18 protein-coding genes are annotated in these 15988 nt (G+C 52.3%); 10 read left to right on the top strand and 8 right to left on the bottom strand.

Going from position 1 to position 15988, the window contains the following annotated elements:
• The first annotated feature begins 109 nt into the window (after positions 1-109).
• The 7 genes from CHB79_RS16920 (at position 110) to CHB79_RS16895 (ending at position 5755) form a co-directional block, all read left to right on the top strand.
• A complete protein-coding gene (locus CHB79_RS16920; protein WP_089360750.1) occupies positions 110-1093 on the top strand; it encodes a DUF1852 domain-containing protein in 984 nt (327 codons plus the stop codon).
• 27 nt (positions 1094-1120) lie between these two features.
• Positions 1121-2155: a methionine synthase gene (locus CHB79_RS16915; protein WP_089360749.1), complete on the top strand. Its 1035-nt coding sequence runs from the start codon at positions 1121-1123 to the stop codon at positions 2153-2155.
• Between the two features lie 52 nt (positions 2156-2207).
• Entirely contained in the window at positions 2208-2717 is a 510-nt protein-coding gene (locus tag CHB79_RS16910; RefSeq protein ID WP_089360748.1) for a flavin reductase family protein, read from the top strand.
• A gap of 136 nt (positions 2718-2853) precedes the next feature.
• Entirely contained in the window at positions 2854-3507 is a 654-nt protein-coding gene (locus CHB79_RS16905) for an epoxyqueuosine reductase QueH (RefSeq protein ID WP_089360747.1), read from the top strand.
• Positions 3508-3580: 73 nt separating this feature from the next.
• On the top strand, positions 3581-3868 hold the full coding sequence (locus tag CHB79_RS16900) for a hypothetical protein (RefSeq protein WP_141133435.1): 288 nt from the start codon (positions 3581-3583) through the stop codon (positions 3866-3868).
• 355 nt (positions 3869-4223) lie between these two features.
• Entirely contained in the window at positions 4224-4595 is a 372-nt protein-coding gene (locus CHB79_RS21945; protein WP_141133434.1) for a hypothetical protein, read from the top strand.
• 464 nt (positions 4596-5059) lie between these two features.
• A complete protein-coding gene (locus tag CHB79_RS16895) occupies positions 5060-5755 on the top strand; it encodes a hypothetical protein (RefSeq protein ID WP_141133433.1) in 696 nt (231 codons plus the stop codon).
• 356 nt (positions 5756-6111) lie between these two features.
• On the opposite strand, the gene CHB79_RS16890 is transcribed toward CHB79_RS16895, so the two are convergent.
• Both CHB79_RS16890 and CHB79_RS16885 read right to left on the bottom strand, forming a co-directional pair.
• Positions 6112-6780, bottom strand: a complete 669-nt coding sequence (locus CHB79_RS16890) for an MAE_28990/MAE_18760 family HEPN-like nuclease (RefSeq protein WP_089360744.1) — start codon at positions 6778-6780, stop codon at positions 6112-6114.
• 1 nt (position 6781) lies between these two features.
• Positions 6782-7825, bottom strand: a complete 1044-nt coding sequence (locus tag CHB79_RS16885) for a DUF262 domain-containing protein (protein WP_089360743.1) — start codon at positions 7823-7825, stop codon at positions 6782-6784.
• A 524-nt stretch (positions 7826-8349) separates the two neighbouring features.
• Between CHB79_RS16885 and CHB79_RS16880 the strand changes: the two genes are divergently transcribed.
• Positions 8350-9030 carry a tetratricopeptide repeat protein gene (locus tag CHB79_RS16880; protein ID WP_089360742.1) on the top strand — a complete coding sequence of 227 codons (681 nt, stop codon included), beginning with the start codon at positions 8350-8352 and terminating at the stop codon, positions 9028-9030.
• Between the two features lie 68 nt (positions 9031-9098).
• Here CHB79_RS16880 and CHB79_RS16875 read toward each other — a convergent pair whose 3' ends face one another.
• From CHB79_RS16875 to CHB79_RS16860, 4 genes are all read right to left on the bottom strand, one after another.
• Positions 9099-9788, bottom strand: coding sequence for a GNAT family N-acetyltransferase (locus CHB79_RS16875; protein WP_089360741.1), 690 nt, complete (start codon positions 9786-9788; stop codon positions 9099-9101).
• Positions 9789-9936: 148 nt separating this feature from the next.
• Complete coding sequence (locus CHB79_RS16870) at positions 9937-10368, bottom strand: carboxymuconolactone decarboxylase family protein (RefSeq protein WP_010488886.1); 432 nt, start codon at positions 10366-10368, stop codon at positions 9937-9939.
• Between the two features lie 23 nt (positions 10369-10391).
• Complete coding sequence (locus CHB79_RS16865) at positions 10392-11012, bottom strand: FMN-dependent NADH-azoreductase (RefSeq protein WP_089360740.1); 621 nt, start codon at positions 11010-11012, stop codon at positions 10392-10394.
• Entirely contained in the window at positions 11009-11455 is a 447-nt protein-coding gene (locus CHB79_RS16860) for a GNAT family N-acetyltransferase (protein ID WP_089360739.1), read from the bottom strand. Before CHB79_RS16860 ends, CHB79_RS16865 begins: the two co-directional genes overlap by 4 nt.
• A gap of 88 nt (positions 11456-11543) precedes the next feature.
• Here CHB79_RS16860 and pdxR point away from each other — a divergent pair, with 88 nt between their 5' ends.
• Positions 11544-12947, top strand: coding sequence for a MocR-like pyridoxine biosynthesis transcription factor PdxR (pdxR, locus tag CHB79_RS16855; RefSeq protein ID WP_089360738.1), 1404 nt, complete (start codon positions 11544-11546; stop codon positions 12945-12947).
• Between the two features lie 36 nt (positions 12948-12983).
• Here the strand turns inward: pdxR and CHB79_RS16850 are convergent, their stop codons facing one another.
• Complete coding sequence (locus tag CHB79_RS16850; protein ID WP_089360737.1) at positions 12984-13877, bottom strand: radical SAM protein; 894 nt, start codon at positions 13875-13877, stop codon at positions 12984-12986.
• A 153-nt stretch (positions 13878-14030) separates the two neighbouring features.
• Entirely contained in the window at positions 14031-14669 is a 639-nt protein-coding gene (locus CHB79_RS16845) for a TetR/AcrR family transcriptional regulator (protein WP_010488898.1), read from the bottom strand.
• Between the two features lie 74 nt (positions 14670-14743).
• Between CHB79_RS16845 and CHB79_RS16840 the strand changes: the two genes are divergently transcribed.
• Positions 14744-15877 carry an aminotransferase class V-fold PLP-dependent enzyme gene (locus CHB79_RS16840; RefSeq protein ID WP_089360736.1) on the top strand — a complete coding sequence of 378 codons (1134 nt, stop codon included), beginning with the start codon at positions 14744-14746 and terminating at the stop codon, positions 15875-15877.
• Positions 15878-15988 lie beyond the last annotated feature (111 nt).

Below are 15988 nucleotides of genomic sequence, written 5' to 3'. Positions count from 1 at the left end.
TCAGTGAAATCAATTCATTTTCACTCAATCAAAGACCCACCCTAGAATGCGTATTAATTAAAGATCATATGAACTCATATGCATCCCGACATCAGGGCGTCCGTTTCCAATGAGCAACGCATTCACTTTCAAGATCAAGAATATTCGCTTCGACGAGCATTATCAGCCGTCCGAAAATACGCGAATCACCACTAACTTCGCCAACTTGGCCCGGGGTGAAAGCCGTCAGGCAAACCTGCGCAATACCCTAACGATGATAGACAATCGTTTTAATACCCTGGCGCACTGGGACAATCCCAAAGGGGATCGTTACAGGATCGAACTTGAAATCATTTCCGCCGAAATGAATCTGGATGCCGAAAATACCAGTCATGCCATTCCATTGATTGAGATATTGAAAACCACCGTGGTGGACCTGCATACCCACGAACGTATCGACGGTATTGTCGGCAATAATTTCTCCTCTTATGTACGTGACTATGACTTCAGCGTGCTGTTACTGGGGTACAACAAGGGGCAGGCCGAGTTCAGCACGCCCAGCGATTTTGGCGACTTGCACGCCAAGCTGTTCAAGTGCTTTGTGAACTCGGACACCTACAAAGAGAACTTCAAAAAACCGCCGGTCATCTGCCTGAGTGTGTCGAGCAGCAAAACCTATGAACGTACTGAAAACCAGCACCCTGTCCTGGGAACCGAGTACCTGCAGGATGAATACTCGCTGACCGATGAGTACTTCAGGAAAATGGGGTTGAAAGTTCGCTACTTCATGCCTCCCAACAGTGTTGCGCCGCTGGCTTTTTACTTCTGCGGCGACTTGCTCGGCGACTACACCAATCTGGAACTGATCAGCACCATCAGCACCATGGATACTTTCCAGAAAATCTACAGGCCAGAGATTTACAACGCGAACTCGGCCGCCGGAAAGTCCTACCGGCCCAGCCTCAAGAACCAGGACTATTCGCTGACCCGCATTGTGTACGACCGGGAAGAGCGCAGCCGCCTGGCAATCGAACAGGGCAAGTTTGTTGAAGAGCACTTTATCAAACCTTACCAAGCTGTTCTTGAGCAGTGGTCTGCTCACTACGCTCTTTGACTTACTCCACCTACAAGGTCATCCCTCATGAAAAAACTGCTACCTACTTCAACGGCTGGCAGCCTGCCCAAACCTGCCTGGCTGGCCCAACCTGAAACCCTGTGGTCACCCTGGAAGCTGCAAGACGCGGAGCTCGTCGAAGGCAAGCAGGACGCCTTGCGCCTGTCACTGCAAGAACAACAACAGGCCGGTATCGATATCGTCAGTGACGGTGAGCAAACTCGCCAACACTTCGTCACCACCTTTATCGAACACCTCAGCGGTGTTGACTTTGAAAAACGTGAAACCGTGCGTATTCGTGACCGCTATGACGCCAGCGTCCCCACGGTAGTTGGCGAGGTAACCCGTCAAAGACCGGTGTTCATTGAGGATGCCAAGTTCTTGCGCCAGCAAACCGATCAACCCATCAAATGGGCGCTGCCTGGCCCAATGACGATGATCGATACGCTCTACGACAACCACTATAAAAGCCGCGAAAAACTCGCTTGGGAATTTGCCAAGATCCTCAACGAGGAGGCCCGCGAGCTGGAAGCGGCGGGCGTGGATATCATCCAGTTTGATGAGCCGGCTTTTAACGTCTTCTTTGATGAAGTCAACGAGTGGGGCGTTGCCACCCTGGAAAGAGCAATCGAAGGCCTTAAGTGCGAAACGGCTGTGCACATTTGCTACGGCTACGGGATCAAGGCCAATACCGATTGGAAAAAAACCCTGGGATCGGAATGGCGGCAATATGAAGAGGCCTTCCCCAAACTGCAAAAATCCAGCATCGATATCGTCTCGCTGGAATGCCACAACTCCCATGTCCCCATGGACCTGATTGAGCTGATTCGTGGCAAAAAAGTGATGGTCGGGGCCATTGATGTGGCCAACCATGCCATTGAAACACCCGATGAAGTGGCCAACACCCTGCGCAAGGCCCTCCAGTTTGTGGACGCCGACAAGCTCTTGCCGTGCACCAACTGCGGCATGGCTCCCCTGCCCCGTCAGGTGGCCAGGGGCAAGTTGAATGCATTGAGCGCCGGTGCAGACATCGTTCGACGCGAACTCTCACTATCACGCTGATGATGCAGCGGTACGCGGGCTTTGCGGCCCGCTCCCGTTTTCAGGAATTGCCATGCCACCGTCTACAACAACCATCGAGCCCTTGATCTTTCGTGAAGCACTCGGGCACTACGCCTCCGGCATCACGGTGATCACTTCACACTTCGAAAACGAGCCGGTCGGCTTCACTTGCCAGTCGTTCTACAGTGTGTCGATGAACCCGCCGCTGGTGTCATTCAGCGTCATGTGCAGCTCGGCCAGCTATCCCCGGATTCGCCAGGCCGGAAGATTCGCCGTGAACATCTTGTCGGATGAACAGGCTGGCATTTCCAACCAGTTCGCCCGCAAAGGCACTCAAAAATGGCAGGGCATTGACTGGCAGACCTCCCCTCTCGGTAATCCGGTCATTTCTGGCTGCCTTCACTGGCTGGACTGCGAAATACACGCAGAATACGCCGCCGGCGATCACATGATCGTGATTGGTGAAGTCAAAGCCCTGAACCTGCAGGAAGCTGTAGCGACGCAGCCCTTGCTGTATTTCAAAGGCCAGTATTGCAACCTTGAGGTACATGAGGGTGCTTGAGTATCTACTCCTTTCGTGAATACCTCGGGCACTGATCCGACCTTCAAAACCTCACGGCCACCTCTGCCAACGGGTCATCGGAGCCCTTCACGCCTGCCGGTGCTCATATGAACCGATAGACCCAGGACACACCGCCATGACAGACCTCAAAAGGCCCCAACTCAGCCTTCCCGAAGGTGCGGACAAGCTGTTGCTTCACTCGTGTTGCGCGCCGTGCTCGGGCGAAGTGATGGAAGCAATCACGGCGTCAGGCATCGACTACATCATCTTTTTCTACAACCCGAACATTCACCCCGAACGTGAATACCTGTTGCGCAAGGACGAGAACATCCGCTTTGCGGAAGATAACAACGTGCCGTTTATCGATGCCGACTACGACACAGACAACTGGTTCGAGCGCGCCAAAGGCATGGAGCACGAACCTGAACGCGGCGTGCGCTGCACCATGTGTTTCGATATGCGCTTCGAGCGTACCGCCCTTTACGCTTATGAAAACGGCTTCCGTGTGATTTCCAGCTCCCTCGGCATCTCGCGCTGGAAAGACATGCAGCAAATCACCGACAGCGGTATCCGCAGTGCACAAAAATACCCGGGCGTGACCTATTGGGACTACAACTGGCGCAAGGGTGGCGGTTCGGCGCGGATGATCGAAATCAGTAAACGCGAACGTTTTTATCAGCAGGAATACTGCGGTTGCATCTACTCGCTGCGCGACACCAACCATCACCGTAAAGACCAGAGTCGGGACATCATCCGCATTGGAGTCAAATATTACGGAAACGACAAGTGATCGTTTTACATCCTAGCCTGGGCATGGCTCATACGCTGCGTTGTACTGCAAGATCACCAAGCACTCTTGCCCCATGAGTACTATGAAGAAGGCGCTGAACGATCGCCTCTTCACTTGTGTCATGGAGCGAGTACCCACGCGCTCCACGAAACGTTTGGCTTCATCTGAAAAACTCATGCAGCAAATGCAGTTGGCTGCGATGGCTGACCGGGCCTCTGGGGATTTTGACATTGCACCGCTGAAAGAGGAGCGCTTACAAGTGATCAATAACTGTTTTTGGCCAAAAGCTGACACTAGTGACGGGCTGCTTTCGGCCAAGAGCGGTCATCGAGTGTCTACAAGAATATTTGCGATTCACTGATCCAGGGAAATCGAGCCGTTATTTTCTGCCCGCGCTCTTCCGTTAAGCCTTGCGATTACTGGGTTATAGCTAACTCACATCTGCTTTTCTTCGCTGTAGTTTCGACACTTTTTGACACGTCAGCTAGACAGCCTTGATGCCGATCAGTAGCGTCTAGCCATTACGTTGCTTTGGCTGGCTTGGTACGTGTTGGCTTTACATACCGTTTTTTCACCTGGCTTAGTCGCGATTGCCATTTTCGCATCTATGCAAATCAGGAGATTACTGAATGACAACGGATGTTATCAGACAGCTCAAGGTGTGTTATGCGACAGCAATGTCGCCTAATTAATAGTTAGGTGCCTTTGGAGGCTTTGTGGAATATCTAAACCGCATTAACGAAGCAGAAGTTACATTTCAAGATCTATGGCACATTGCAGGCGAAGCTGAAGAAGCTAGGGATTTAGGAAACATAATGCTTTTGATTGCCAAGCGCTTTCATGGCCAGCCAAGCAAAGGCAGTGCAGTGCTTTTCCGACTACAAGCTTTGGCCAGACTACTTGAAGAACATGGCGCTCCCGGCTGGGCGTTACCACCTCAAGCTGACGGTGCAATACCAACCCAAGAATGGGTGTTTGCTGCTGCCGCAGTTCAACCGTTGGTATTAATAAACGAGGAACTATGTTTTGAGCACGAATCATTTCTTTATAAAGTACTTGAGCTCGCCGAAGTTGAGGGTCGTGGCTAAGGCATCTAACAATGCGCTCAAAGCGCTCACTTCGTTCGCTGGGACCGGCGAAGCCTGCCCCTTAGCTTAATCGTTAGGGACTCTCTCAAAATCATGTGGCACAGAACAGTAGACCCAGAGGAATTAAAAGGGCTTCCGCCGAGGGCTAAACAACTATTTGTTCAGTTCTACAACATATCTGGCGGCAGCATTACCCACCCTAACGACCATCGCCGATTCAATGAATTTGTACGACATTGCCATGCTAAGAGAGTCAAGCTTTCAGAAAATTCCTTCAAGGCACTATTAAAGCGGATTGGCTGCACCGAAGTACACATTCAGGAATTGAGCACTATTTACTATTATGGTCGGGAGCTACTCAAATGCAGTTGTCCGTAGTCGCCCTTAATAATGTGCTCAAATCGCTCACTCCGCTCGCTGGGACCGGCAGAGCCGGCTCCTTAGCTTAATCGTTAGAAGCCAATATGAACTACCTAATAACTCCGCCGAATACACACTATGATGGTGGTTTAGGAATTACAGCATGCAATTTCTCGCAAGCTGCCGACTCCCTACGGGAGGTAAAAAATCTAATGATTGGCATACTCCCGACTTGTTACCTACAGAGGCATGCAATCGAGCTGTTTCTAAAGTCACTTATCGTAATACTTCACAAAAAATATGGCCTAACGTATGGTCAGGGTTTTTCACAAGAGAAGCCAGCTATAAAAGTCAACACAAAATGGGTTCCCCTATCAAACACCCACAACCTTCTAGATCTATTCAATTATTTCCAAGAAATATTCATACCCCTAATTCCTGAGCTACCTTCACGAACCGACTGGAGCCTGGAACCGGGCATAGAAAGTAAAATAAAATTAATTAGTGGCTCCGACCCAAAAAGCACGTATTTTCGCTATCCAGAATCAACAAACAGTGTTCAGGACTCCAAGAAATCCTCTATACAACCTGAAACCATGGAATCAATACTTGGAAAATTCAAAGCGAAAAAAGAATTCGTAAAGTGCACGCTATTGCTCGACGAAAATGACAATTTAGTCCAAGCATACAGCTTAGATCACCCGCCAATACCAAACACTCTTGCAGCGCTTAAGTATTTGAGTGAATACTTTTATAACATGCATGCGGCATTTAGGTCCGAAATCACCAAAGGCTTCTAATAATTGGTTAAAATCGTTCGCTTCGCTCACTGGGACGGGCTAAACCCCGCCCCTTAACCAAGCGTTACACATATGACCAAGACCGATATTTCCATACGGCCAGCCAAATTTAGTGACCTTTCGACCATTCAAAAGCTTGGTTGCGAGACATATGGCGAACCATCCATGTGACTCGATGTACTAAAAACACTAAGGCTCAGAAGTTTTATTCACGCTCCGGCTTTAATCAGGTTGAAGCGCCCTGGTCTTGTAGACAGTCGATGACCGCTTTTGGCCGATTGCAGCCGACTTCGCAGAGTTCGGCAACAAGCAGCCAGCCAAAGAATTTAGGAAACCAAGTGCAATTCAGCACGTCTTTAATTCACTTTTAAAAAGGCCCTGGTGTTATAAAAAATTTCTAGATGAGCAATTACTGAGTCTATTAGGTTTGTAACAATTGAGAATTTATCCCGCAAAATTCTTGATCGATGCCTTTCCCCTACCGTTAATGCACTTTCGCGCCCGTGAGCTACTTTATTTCGGTTTTCTACGAGTTCATCTATTGTAGTGCGCACTCGCGGTTCCACTACGAAGCTTGCGATTCCAAAGGAGTTAAAAACTTCCAATATGGAGTTTGTCCATACGTTCATTAATACGTCTGAAAACTGAAACTCATCGATATTTGTTATCTCATTCGATTCCAAGCTAGAAAATATCGAGGATGCATTATCGTTATATACTTTATAGCTACAGCCCTTAAACGCCTGAAGCCGTCCGCGAGCGACCACGCTTCCAAAGCTAAGTTTATAGTCTTTGGCAGGAGTATTCTGAGATGCGATCAGTCGTAAAGTCAACTGCACTGCTTCATTGATGCTTTTTTCGAGGGCAGCGTATAGGTGTACGTAGAAAAAACCTCGCAGTATTTTTACTTCTGGCGGGTGAGGGGTAGTTACATCCTCTGGCTCTAAAGAGACAATATGATTTAAGAGCTGCTGAACTTCTGCGAGTCGCTCTCTAGATAAAGCTCTTACACCCTCGAAAAGCATATTATACGTTATCCTTTACATACATTATTCTTTCAAGTAATTTTTTTCTGCTGTTAGTTGCCCCCGTTGTTAGCACGGTTAGAGTTTTATTGTCTAGCAGATCTTTAAGCTTTTGGGGGTCAACCACCTTGCCACCTTTCAATGCATCAGCGACTCCTATGGCTATGGCTTCAAATAGAATCAATGGGGTAGTGTTTTTCCTGTTCGATCGAACAACCCCATCGGGCAGCATTTCTTCTAGCAGAGTAAATGTTGATTCGAATAAAAATTTCAGCTCTTTTTTGTTTTTAAAAGCTTGAGTTTTTTGTGCCATGTAATCATTAAGAAATCCTTTTACGCTATGAACAAACTGGTCGCGACTTTCGTAATAAGCGAAGAATTTTAAAACCAGCTCTTCAAGGTTTCCGTTTTTTTCAGCGTTAGCGCCAACTTTTACCGAATTTTTGAATGATGAAAACTTTGAGCATTCCCTTATGAATTGATTAAATGGACCTAAGTACACGCAGTTTCTAATTTCTTGGGGGTGAAGAATAACCCCGCCGGTATTCAGTCGCTCAAAAAGATCAAAACGTAGATCGAAATCACTTCTGTCGTTCAGAACGGTGATTCTTATCGGGCGCGTCATAAACATAAGCTGAATAGATTTTGGAATTTGGTCAAATTCAAATCCATTTAATGTATCGAGCTTATCGAGACCTTTTAGTTTTAATGGCTTACAGTCTTCGCTGATTTTATCAATTGCGGCTTTGTTGCCGATAAAATTTACAATTGTTGTCAGCCTCTGAAGACCATCAATTACCTCCCAGGTAGAATCTTTATTTGTGGCCATAAACAAGCTTGGAACCGGAATTCCTAGCAAAATCGACTCAATCAACTGAGATTGTCTCTCCTGATTCCAGACGAAGTGTCTTTGATATTCGGGTGTAACATCAATAATGTCTTCCGAGATCATGTCGTAAAGTTGTCTGACAGTGACATCGTAGCTATCAAAAGATACAGATCGTCGATTTGCATCTAGCTGTGATTGAATTGCTGTGCTGTCCATAAAGTCCTTTATAGCTGAGTATTCTCTCAGGGCACCAAAACTCCCTAAGTTAAGAGGTGAGTTTTTGGTAGGTGAGTAACATTACCGGGGCCTGCACCTCCTGTCGACAGTACGACTGGAGTCGCCCGATGGTTATTATTGGTGTAGGCGCCATGCTGGTGTGTCCTGCCAGATGATTTGCCATAAGCGTTACGAATAACCTCTCACCTGAGCCTGAGGGGAATGTTCGCTTCTGATCGATCGCGGATCTAGCCGAGCGTATGCTTTTTGGCCGGTATCGGTCGCTTGTGAGGGGCCGTTAATGGCCGACTCCTACCGGTCGCAACCTGCAAAATTGCGGGCTTATGGCTTGAGCCAGAGGTGGCCGCCAAGACTGCAGAAGCTCCGCGAGAGGCGTGAGTACACCAATATCGAGGGATAGGGCAAGATTAAACCTTAGTTGCCTAAACCGGGGTCTGCTCCTGGCTGTCATTACGTGTTAAACATAGGTCAACGGTCTTCACCAGCGAGCAAGAGACTTTCAGATGAAAGCAATGAACCGAATACTTCCTCCCACTACAGCCCTGGCGCTCGTGGCGATTTTCAGCTTCACGAGTGGACCGGCGCAAGCCGGCTTGGAGGAAGGTGTTGCGGCCTATCAAGCCGGTGACCTGCCGCAGGCATTCAAGGAGTTCAGCACCTCCGCGGAAGCAGGCAACCCCTATGGCCAGTTCAATTTGGCTCTGATGTACGAACAAGGCATCGGGGTCACCAAGGACGAAACACAGGCAGTTAGCTGGTACGAGAAATCCGCGCAGCAAGGCAACTCCAACGCGCAATACAATCTCGGCGTGCTCTATGAAAACGGCCGTGGCACTCCCGTGGACTTTGCGCAGGCCAATCAGTGGTATCGCAAGGCAGCAGCGCAAGGCGATGCCCTTGCCGTCGGCAATCTGGGCATGCTCTATATGCGTGGTGATGGCGTGAAGGTGGACAAAAATCTCGGCCTGGCCCTGCTTATACAGTCAGCAACCATGGACAGTTCGCCCACAAACAACGCCAAAAAGAACATTGCAGCGACCAGGGGCTTGACCACCGACATGATCACAACAGCCCAGGCACTTTCGAATGAACTGGGCCAAGCCCAAAACCTGCTGATACCGCTGGATCAATACTTGAAAACCGGGACGACTGCCGCTGGCGGCGAATCGCAAGTAGCCAATTAGCCGCCGCCAATAAGGGACAGGCCAGTTTTTTGTAAAATTGATTTAAACGTGGCCTGTCCCCTACTCCATCAGTGAATTGTCGGGAATCGCTCTTTCAGTAATGCCTGAGCTTGATAGGCCATCTGGTCGAGCAGGCGGTCGCGCTTGTTTTCGGCATCACTCATGGCCTTGTTTCCATTCTGTTGCACAAGGTAGGTGTGGATCTGCCGCACTTCCTTGGATTGGAAAATCGGTGCCAAGTCCTGGACCGCCACCATTCCAGCCGAGCGGTAAGCCCGGCTACTGAGCACCATATGCGGCCCCTGCGCTGCCACTACTTGCAAACCCATGGATTCAAAGATCGGCACCTTGCTCGCCGCACAGGCCAATTCGAGGTGTGGGCGATGCTCGATCACCTGCTGCAACAGTGCCTTGGCGATGCCACGTCGGCGGTGACTGGCTTGAACGGCCAGATAAGCAAGCGTGCAGGCTTCGGCGTCATCCGGGCTCGGCAGATACAGCGCAAAGCCCAGCACCAGGGCAGGATCGTCATCATCCAGGGCCAAAACCAATTTCGGCGAGCCGCCCTGAGCGCCGCTGATGGCCTGCAGGTACATGTGCACCTCGTAGCCAATCACATATTGGTAGAGCTGATAGAGCGGATTGCTGGGCGTCAGCGGCACCGGACTGATGTCGCTAAAGTAGTCCACCACCATTTGCAGAACCTGAGCGTTCAGGGCCTCCGGTGGTGAGCTATCCAGGTGTACAAGGGTGAACATCGAGACGCTGGCTCCAGCTGTGCCCGATCAGGGTAATCGGTGCTGATGCCATTGTAACGCCCACCGCCATGGCTTGCATGGCTCACCCAATCAACCGTATGGCTGTGCGCCTTATGTCGCTGGCGCACAGCCTCGGCTTAACGCTGGGCTAAAGCTTCATGCCCACGGCCAGGCGGTTAAAGGCGTTCATCAGTGAAATTGCCAGGGTCAGGTCGGAAATCTCGACATCGGAGAAGTGGCTTTGCAGCGGTTCGTACAGGGCATCCGGCGCGCCTTTCTCGCTGACAAAAGTGAGTGTTTCGGCCCACGCCAAGGCAGCACGCTCACGCTCGTCAAACAGCTCGCTGATTTTCCAGCCGGCAAGGCAATCCAGTTTTGCCTGCGCCACTTCGCACTGGCGCAGGCTCGCGGAATGCTTGCCCAGGCAGTAAGCACAGCCGTTGATCTGGGAGATACGCAAATACACAAGCTCAAGCAGTGGCAAGCCGAGCGAGCTTGAAGCCAGTGCGGTATTGGTTGCATGCAAGCCTTGGTATGCCGCAGGCGAAAGCGTGGAAAAAGGCAGTCTGAGTTGGCTCATGATGAAACTCCTTAATAAATTGCTCAGTTACAAACAAGGTTGCTAAACAAGGGGGTGAGTGAAAGTTCGCGTCGCGCCTGCTCAATTGCGGCCTGGACAACCTCTTGACCCAGGACCAGGCCCTGCAAGTAGGTGAACTGCAAATCGAAAAGTCCGATGGTGTTCAGCGCGTAACGTAGATAGACCGTCAGGAAGTCAGGCTGGCGTGCGCGCTCACCCCTGTGGAAGCCACCGGAGCCAACCACGACATGGACTGGACGATCCTCCAGCAAGCCGACTTTGCCTTTGGCGGTTGATTTGAATGTGCGCTGTATGCGCAAGACATAATCGATCCAAAGCTTGAGTGCGGCCGGCACCGTGAAGTTGTGCATTGGCGTGGCAATCAGCAGGACATCGCTGCGTTCCAGCTCGGCAATCATTGCCTCCGAAACCTCGAAGGCCGGTGAATCGAATGGCGTGTTCGAGGTCAGCGCCCGGGCATAGTCGGTACCCAATGGCGGTAGCGGATACGCGCCCAGGTCACGCTCGATCAACTCCAGGCCCTGGTGCTGCTGTTGCAACACCGCCACCAATTCCAGGGCCAACTGATGCGCATGGGAGTCATCCCCATGGGGGCTGGCATTAATCAACAGGACAGTTTTCATACCGACTTAACCTCGCGCAGGCTCTGGGTGAAGTGCATGCCACGTGCCAGCAGGCCATGGCGAAAGTAAAAGCGCTGGGCCAGTGGCATATGTAAGCCGGTGTCCAGCACAAAGTGATCGCATTGTTGCCGCACGGCTTCATTACGAACGGCGTCCAGCAGGCGACCACCCAGGCCGCTGCGCTGCAAGGCCGGGCTCACGACCAGGTCATCAAGGTAAATAAAGCGTCCATAGAGCAGGTTTTCCATCTCACGGTAACCGGCCAGACCGACAATTTGCTCACCGTCCAGGGCCGCGAGCAGGCGGTAGCCTTGCTGGGTTTGTCGAACCAACTGCTGCACGTAATCCGCGCAATTGACAAGGTGGGGGCGCAAGACGCGCATAAGCTCGAAACTGGTCCGTAAGGCCTGCTCGTTATCGAGGTGCTCCAGGGTAAATGACATATCAGCCAGCCTGCTCAAGAGTGATGCCTTACTTTAGAGTCAGGATGGCTTAACCTATAGATCCAAAAATTGCATAAATGACTAGACCATGATTGCTCAATTCAAGCTCGACCGCAGTCAATCGGCGCCGATCTACCGCCAGCTTTACCAGCGCTTTCGCGAGTCAATCGCAGACGGGCGTCTGCGCCCGGGAGATCGGGTGCCTGCGGTTCGTGCCCTGGCCGCGGAATTGAATTTGGCCCGTGGCACTGTGGATGCAGCTTATCAACTGCTTATTGGCGAGGGTTATCTGACTGCACGCGGGGCGGCCGGGACTGTTGTGACCCCTCACTTGACCCCGACCACTGCCCCGCCTCGTACAAGGGTTGCATCCCTGGATTTCCACGGCACGCATTCGGGAAAGTTGCCGATGGCACTGCAAATGGGTCTTCCTGCACTGGATGCATTTCCACGCAAGCTCTGGACAAGGCTTGCGGGTCGTCAGTTACGCCAATCAGGGATTGATACGCTGGTCTACCCGGATTCACGCGGCTATGCACCACTGCGGGGGGCAATTGCTTCCTATCTTGGAATTTCGCGAGGCATTGCCTGTCATCCAGATCAAATACTGGTGTGCGCGGGCTATCGCGCCTGCCTCGACCTGATTAGTCACACATTGATGCGCCCAGGCGATAAATGCTGGCTGGAAGAGCCCGGTTACTTCATGGCCAGGAATGCCTTGCAAGAGGCCGGCGCAGAACTGGTACCGATCAATGTGGATGATCAGGGGCTTGAGGTCGAGCAAGGCATTGCTCGCTGCCCTGATGCTCGTTTTGCAGTAGTCACCCCGACCCACCAGAGTCCGCTAGGAATATCGCTGTCACTGACCAGGCGCCTGGCGCTATTGGCTTGGGCCAATCGCCAGGGCAGCTGGATCATCGAGGATGATTACGACAGTGAGTACCGCTATCAAGGTAAACCCCTGCCAGCCCTGAAGAGCCTCGATCAGCAAGGTCGGGTGCTGTATACCGGAACCTTCAGCAAAGTCCTGTTTCCCAGCCTGCGCCTGGCCTATCTGGTGGTCCCGCTTGAGCAGAGCCAAGCATTCGCCAAAATGGCGGATCGCCTGCACAGCCACTGCCCGCACCTGCTACAGGCTACCGTTGCGGCCTTTCTCAACGAGGGTCACTTCGCCCGGCATCTAAAGAAGATGCGCAGCCTTTATGCACGGCGCAGGCAATGGCTGGTCGATGCCTTGAACCTGCATTTGGACGGATATTTACAGATCAACCCCCAGGCCGGAGGTATGCACTTGGTCGCCTATATGCATAAGGGCAATGATTGCGCGCTTGCCCGGCAAGCCAGAACCCTGGGTATTGCAGTAGAACCATTGTCGCAGTGGTACCTGCAGGACACCCCAAAAAAGGGGCTGGTCATGGGCTTCACTAACATAACAAGTGCCGAGCATGCAGAAACTGTGGCGTCGAGCCTGGCCCAGATCATTCAGGAGTAGCGAGGACGGGCACGACCTAGAGCGGGCAGGCCTAGCCTACAGGCCGCGTTGCCACTCTTGGCGCAGCTGCGCATGTTGCGGACGTTCAATAGCCTCGCGAACCTGTGCCAGCAAACGTTGCTTATCAGCCCCCAGGTTGCCTTTAAGCACCAGGTAATTCGAGGCGTGGTCACTGCGAAACACCGTATCTTGCAATTCAAGCCCCTGCAGCAGCCGCTCTATCTCAACAAAAAGTTGCGCCTGGCTAAGCGGCTCGAAATCAGCGAAGCCGCGACGCAACCTCGCTTCGCCTTGGGGAAAGCTCACCACCAAGGTCGAGAGAAACTCAGGCTGCGCAGCATTCATCAGGCGCGCTGAATTATCGGCATGCTGCTCGCTCAGCACGCTGCCGCCAAGACCATTGAGAATCATCACCGAGCGCGTGATGCCCGCGTCGCCCAGCTTCTCAAGCGCACTAAGGCTCGACTCATAGGTTTCGCCCTTGTTGATGCGCGCCAACACCTCATCATCGCCTGACTCACAACCCACATAGGCCATCCCCAGGCCCGCATCTGCAAGTTCCTTCAGCTCAGCCACTGACTTTTTGCGCAGGTTACGCGGCAGGCAGTAGCTCGATACCCGATTCACCTCGGGCATATGCTCGCGGATTGCAGTGAGAATATTCAACAAACGCCGTGTTGGCAGCACCAAGGCATCGCCATCAGCCAGAAACACCCGCTGCACGATCAATTGCTCGCCGGCCTTGCGGATTTCTTCGAGCACCTGCACTTCATCACGGGCGCGAAACTTCTTCTGTTCCTGGGTATACATTTCACAGAAGGTGCAATTGTTCCACGAGCAGCCGTTGGTGACCGGCAGGATCAACGAGTGCGCCTCGCTGGGCGGGCGGAAGACGGGTTCGATGTAGTCGATAGGAAATGCGGCAGCCACGGCAAATCACTCTGCAGGATCAGTAACCTTGCTTGCGCAACTCAAGCCACTAAGCTCAATAAGCGCAAGTACGGCTGAGTGCGTTCAATATACAGGACGTATGTGCTGGCCTCGGACTTATGCCCAAGACCAGCAAAATGACAGCTAAGACGCTTAGCTGTTCGGGGTATCGCCATCGCGCTTGCGCTTGTTGCCCATGCGCACGCCGATGTCCATCAGGAACTGGAAAAAGCCCTCCTGATCTTCCAGGACATTGCTCCAGAATGGCGAGTGGTACAGCGCCACAGCGCCGTGTACCAAAGCCCATGCAGCGCAATAATGGAAGTAAGGCGGCACATCTTCGAGCTTGCCTTCGGCGATCCGCCCCTTGATCAGCAGGGTCAGGCGCTCGAAGTTTGAAGCACGGATCTTGTGCAACTGCTCGACCATTTCCGGGACTTGGTTACCCTTGACCACCTTTTCCTCAAGGCGATCAAACAGACGATAACGCTGCGGGTCGCGCATGCGGAACTCAAAGTAGGCGCGCGACAGGGCTTCCTGGTCACGGTCGACATCGGCCGAATGCAGCAACTCGTTCAAATCGCGCTCATAGTCGAGCATCAGGCGCAGGTAGATCTCGGCCTTGGATTTGAAGTGTTTGTAGATGGTGCCTTTACCTATGCCTACTGCGTCGGCGATCATCTCGACAGTCACGCTGTCTTCGCCTTGCTCAAGGAATAGTTTTAGCGAAGTGTCGAGAATTTCCTGCTCACGGCGACGAAACTCACGGACCTTACGGGGTTCTTTCTGCATAAAGGGACTAAGTGGTCAAAAATCGAGCCGACTATTATGCCTCAATAGCGCCAAATTGCACGGATCATCGAACCATGAACGCACTTCGTTACGAGTTTGAGCAGCTTTCTGCGATCAATTACCTCAATCATGCCGCCATTTCGCCATGGCCGCAGCGCACTGTTGATGCGGTAAATCGCTTCTCAAACGAGAACGCCAGGCTCGGTGCGCGTAACTATTCTGACTGGCTGGCAACCGAGCATTTATTGCGTGAACGCCTGGCCCGCCTGGTCAACGCACCATCGAGCGACGATATCGCTCTGGTCAAGAACACCTCGCAGGCGTTGTCCTATGTTGCCTTTGGACTGGATTGGCAACCGGGTGACCAAGTGGTTATCAGCGACGAAGAGTTCCCTTCAAATAAAATTGTCTGGCAGGCGTTAAATGCGCAAGGTGTCGAGGTCAAACAGGTCAATCTAGCCAACAGTGACCCTGAAACCGCCCTGCTCGACGCTTGTGGCCCTCGAACACGCCTGCTTTCAATAAGCGCTGTGCAGTTTGCCAGTGGCTTGCGCCTCAACCTGCAACGCCTCGGCCACGGTTGCAGGGAGAAAGGCGTGCTGTTTTGCGTCGATGCCATCCAGCAAATCGGCGCCCTGCCCTTTGATGTTCAAGCCTGTGGGTGCGATTTCGCCATGGCCGACGGCCACAAATGGATGCTCGGCCCGGAAGGCCTTGGTCTGTTTTATTGCCGCAGCGAATTACGCGAGCAACTCAAGCTCCATGAATACGGCTGGCACATGCTCGAACATGCCGGTGATTACTCACGCACCGACTGGCAACCGGCAAAAAGCGCAGTGCGCTTTGAATCAGGCAGCCCAAACATGCTTGGCACCATGGCCCTGGAAGCCAGCCTGTCGCTGCTTGAGGAAGTGGGAATGGTAGCCGTGGGCCAAGCGCTGGAAGAGCGCGTGCTAGAGCTGACCACCGGGCTGGGGCGAATTTCGGGGGTTAACCTGCACAGCCCGCTGAACCCGGAACGCCGGGCCGGCATTATCAATTTCAGCCTCGACGGTTGGGACACCCGGGCGCTGTTTGAAAAACTCAAGCAAGACAACCTGATATGCGCGCAGCGTGGCAAGGGCATCCGCCTCTCGCCGCACTTCTACACCAAACCCGAGGTGATTGAGTCAACGCTGCGCCTGATACGCCAGGCCAGTGGCCGCTGAGAACTGAGCGGTAGCTCGGGTATTCCAAATCCGTTTAAGAACCCGCCAAATTGGGCTGGACGATCGGAAAAGTTGACCAATACTCATAAGTACTGGCGGGGCATCTCCCCC

The sequence above is a fragment of the Pseudomonas segetis genome (genome assembly GCF_900188155.1).
Lineage (GTDB): Bacteria > Pseudomonadota > Gammaproteobacteria > Pseudomonadales > Pseudomonadaceae > Aquipseudomonas > Aquipseudomonas segetis.
This window is presented reverse-complemented; position numbering and strand designations above follow the sequence as displayed.

Coding starts and splice junctions, on each gene's coding strand:
- CHB79_RS16870 (WP_010488886.1), bottom strand. CDS start 10,368: ATGAGCCAACTCAGACTGCCTTTTTCCACGCTTTCGCCTGCGGCATAC.
- CHB79_RS16895 (WP_141133433.1), top strand. CDS start 5,060: ATGAACTACCTAATAACTCCGCCGAATACACACTATGATGGTGGTTTA.
- CHB79_RS16900 (WP_141133435.1), top strand. CDS start 3,581: ATGAGTACTATGAAGAAGGCGCTGAACGATCGCCTCTTCACTTGTGTC.
- CHB79_RS16905 (WP_089360747.1), top strand. CDS start 2,854: ATGACAGACCTCAAAAGGCCCCAACTCAGCCTTCCCGAAGGTGCGGAC.
- CHB79_RS16885 (WP_089360743.1), bottom strand. CDS start 7,825: ATGGACAGCACAGCAATTCAATCACAGCTAGATGCAAATCGACGATCT.
- CHB79_RS16910 (WP_089360748.1), top strand. CDS start 2,208: ATGCCACCGTCTACAACAACCATCGAGCCCTTGATCTTTCGTGAAGCA.
- CHB79_RS16875 (WP_089360741.1), bottom strand. CDS start 9,788: ATGTTCACCCTTGTACACCTGGATAGCTCACCACCGGAGGCCCTGAAC.
- CHB79_RS16860 (WP_089360739.1), bottom strand. CDS start 11,455: ATGTCATTTACCCTGGAGCACCTCGATAACGAGCAGGCCTTACGGACC.
- CHB79_RS16920 (WP_089360750.1), top strand. CDS start 110: ATGAGCAACGCATTCACTTTCAAGATCAAGAATATTCGCTTCGACGAG.
- CHB79_RS16865 (WP_089360740.1), bottom strand. CDS start 11,012: ATGAAAACTGTCCTGTTGATTAATGCCAGCCCCCATGGGGATGACTCC.
- CHB79_RS16880 (WP_089360742.1), top strand. CDS start 8,350: ATGAAAGCAATGAACCGAATACTTCCTCCCACTACAGCCCTGGCGCTC.
- CHB79_RS16840 (WP_089360736.1), top strand. CDS start 14,744: ATGAACGCACTTCGTTACGAGTTTGAGCAGCTTTCTGCGATCAATTAC.
- CHB79_RS16915 (WP_089360749.1), top strand. CDS start 1,121: ATGAAAAAACTGCTACCTACTTCAACGGCTGGCAGCCTGCCCAAACCT.
- CHB79_RS16845 (WP_010488898.1), bottom strand. CDS start 14,669: ATGCAGAAAGAACCCCGTAAGGTCCGTGAGTTTCGTCGCCGTGAGCAG.
- pdxR (WP_089360738.1), top strand. CDS start 11,544: ATGATTGCTCAATTCAAGCTCGACCGCAGTCAATCGGCGCCGATCTAC.
- CHB79_RS16890 (WP_089360744.1), bottom strand. CDS start 6,780: ATGCTTTTCGAGGGTGTAAGAGCTTTATCTAGAGAGCGACTCGCAGAA.